Genomic DNA, 2,471 nt, shown 5'->3' with positions numbered 1-2,471 from the left:
TTCCTCGGCGCCGGCACCGGCGGTTACGCGGCCGCCAACGCCTTCATGGACGGCCTGATGGCCCGCCGCCGGGCCGACGGACTCCCCGCCCTCTCACTCGCCTGGGGGCCCTGGCAGCAGGACTCCGGCATGGGCGCCGGTGTGGACGAGCTGTCCCGCAGCCGGATGAGCCGGCGCGGCGGCGTCCTGCCGCTGCCGGCGGACGAGGGCATGGCCCTGTTCGATGCCGCCCTGCGCGGCGACCACTCGCTGCTCGTCCCGGTCAAGCTGGACCTGCGGGGCCTGCGCGAGACCGCCACGGCCGGCGGCGTTGTGCCGCTGCTGCTGCGCGGCCTGGTCCGCCCGGCCCGCCAGCAGGCGGCGCGCGGCGCGGGCCGGGACGGCGGCAGCGGGCTCGCCGCCCGGCTGGCCGGACTCGGCCAGGCCGAGCGGGAGGCGCTGCTGCTGGAGCTGGTCCGCACCCACGTCGCCGCCGTGCTCGGCCACGCCGGGGCGGCGAACATCGTCGCGGAACGGGCCTTCCGGGACGCCGGTTTCGACTCGCTGACCTCGGTCGAGCTGCGCAACCGGCTGCGCGAGGCCACCGGTCTGAGCCTGCCCGCCACGGTGGTCTTCGACTACCCGACCCCGCTCGCCCTGGCGCGCTTCCTGCACGGCGAGTTCGACGGTTCGGGCGAGCCGTCGGCCGCCGCGGCCCCGGCGGCGGTGCACGACCCGGACGACCCGGTCGCGATCGTCGGCATGGCCTGCCGGCTGCCCGGCGGCGTGGCCGGCCCCGAGGACCTGTGGCGGCTGGTGGCGGAGGGCCGGGACGGCGTGTCCGGCTTCCCGCAGGACCGGGGCTGGGGCCTGGACGAGCTCTTCGACAGTGATCCCGAGCACGAGGGCACCTCCTACACCGACCAGGGCGGCTTCCTGCACGAGGCCGCGCTCTTCGACCCCGCCTTCTTCGGGATCTCCCCGCGCGAGGCCACCGCGATGGACCCGCAGCAGCGGCTGTTGCTGGAGACCTCCTGGGAGGCGCTGGAGCGGGCCGGGATCGACCCGGTCTCGCTCAAGGGCACCGACGTCGGCGTCTTCAACGGCATCATGGGCGTCGACTACTACGCGGGCGGCAACGTGCCCGCCGAGCTGGGCGGCTTCGCGCTGACCGGCGCGGGCGCGAGCGTGGCCTCCGGCCGCATCTCGTACGTCTTCGGGTTCGAGGGCCCGGCGGTGACCGTGGACACCGCCTGCTCCTCCTCCCTGGTCGCGCTCCACCTGGCCGCCCAGGCGCTGCGGCAGGGCGAGTGCTCGCTGGCCCTGGCCGGCGGTTCGACGGTGATGTCGAGCCCGAGCATGTTCATGGAGTTCTCCCGGCAGCGGGCGCTCGCGGCGGACGGGCGGTGCAAGTCGTACGCGGACGCGGCCGACGGCACCGGCTGGGCAGAGGGCGCGGGCGTGCTGGTGCTGGAGCGGCTCTCGCAGGCGCGGCGCAACGGCCACCCGGTGCTGGCCGTGCTGCGCGGCAGCGCCGTCAACCAGGACGGCGCCTCGAACGGCCTGACCGCCCCCAACGGCCCCTCCCAGCAGCGTGTCATCCGCAAGGCGCTCGCCGCGGCGGGCCTGTCGTCGGCCGACGTGGACCTGGTCGAGGGCCACGGCACCGGCACGGTGCTGGGCGACCCGATCGAGGCGCAGGCCCTGCTCGCCACCTACGGGCGCGGCCGATCGGCCGATCGGCCGCTCTGGCTGGGTTCGTTGAAGTCGAACATCGGCCACGCCCAGGCAGCCGCCGGCGTCTCCGGCGTGATCAAGACGGTGCAGGCGCTGCGGCACGGCGTCATGCCGGCCACCCTGCACGTGGACGCCCCGTCCACCAAGGTCGACTGGACGGCGGGTGCCGTCCAGCTGCTGACCGAGGCACGCGAGTGGCCTCAGACCGGCCGGGCGCGCCGGGCCGCGGTCTCCTCGTTCGGCCTGAGCGGCACCAACGCGCACGTGATCCTCGAACAGGCTCCCGCCGAGGAGTCGGAGCCCCTTACCGAACCGGCAACGGGAACTGGCGGGGCATCAGGCGCGCCGCTGTCGCTCGTCCTGTCGGCCAGGAGCGCCGACGCGCTGGCGGGCCAGGCCGGCCGGCTGGTCACCTTCCTCGGGCAGACCCCCGAGACGCCCCTGCCGGCCGTCGCGGCGGCGCTGGTCGCTCAGCGCGCGCTGCTCGCCGAGCGGGCCGTGGTCGTCGGAGCGACCCGTGAGGAGGCGCTGGCGGGCCTGGCCGCGCTGGCGGAGGGCACGCCCTCGCCGGCCGTGCTGACCGCCGGCTCCGCGCCCGCCGCTGCCGCACCCGGCCGGACCGTGCTGGTGTTCCCGGGTCAGGGGTCGCAGTGGGCTGGTATGGGTCGTGAACTGCTGGACTCCTCGCCGGTGTTCGCGGAGCGGATCGCGGAGTGCGCGGTGGCGTTGGCGCCGTGGATCGACTGGTCGCTGAT

The 2,471-nt window shown here is 75.8% G+C and carries 1 protein-coding gene; it reads left to right on the top strand.

What is annotated here, in order from left to right:
• Positions 1–2,471, top strand: a 2,471-nt coding sequence (locus ACIRYZ_RS46430) for a beta-ketoacyl synthase N-terminal-like domain-containing protein (protein WP_402955792.1), incomplete at both ends; no start/stop codon positions are given.

This window comes from Kitasatospora sp. NPDC101155, from assembly GCF_044768305.1.
In the GTDB taxonomy this organism is placed as follows: domain Bacteria; phylum Actinomycetota; class Actinomycetes; order Streptomycetales; family Streptomycetaceae; genus Kitasatospora.
Note: the sequence above shows the minus strand (reverse complement) of the source record. Positions and strands in the feature narration are given on the sequence as shown.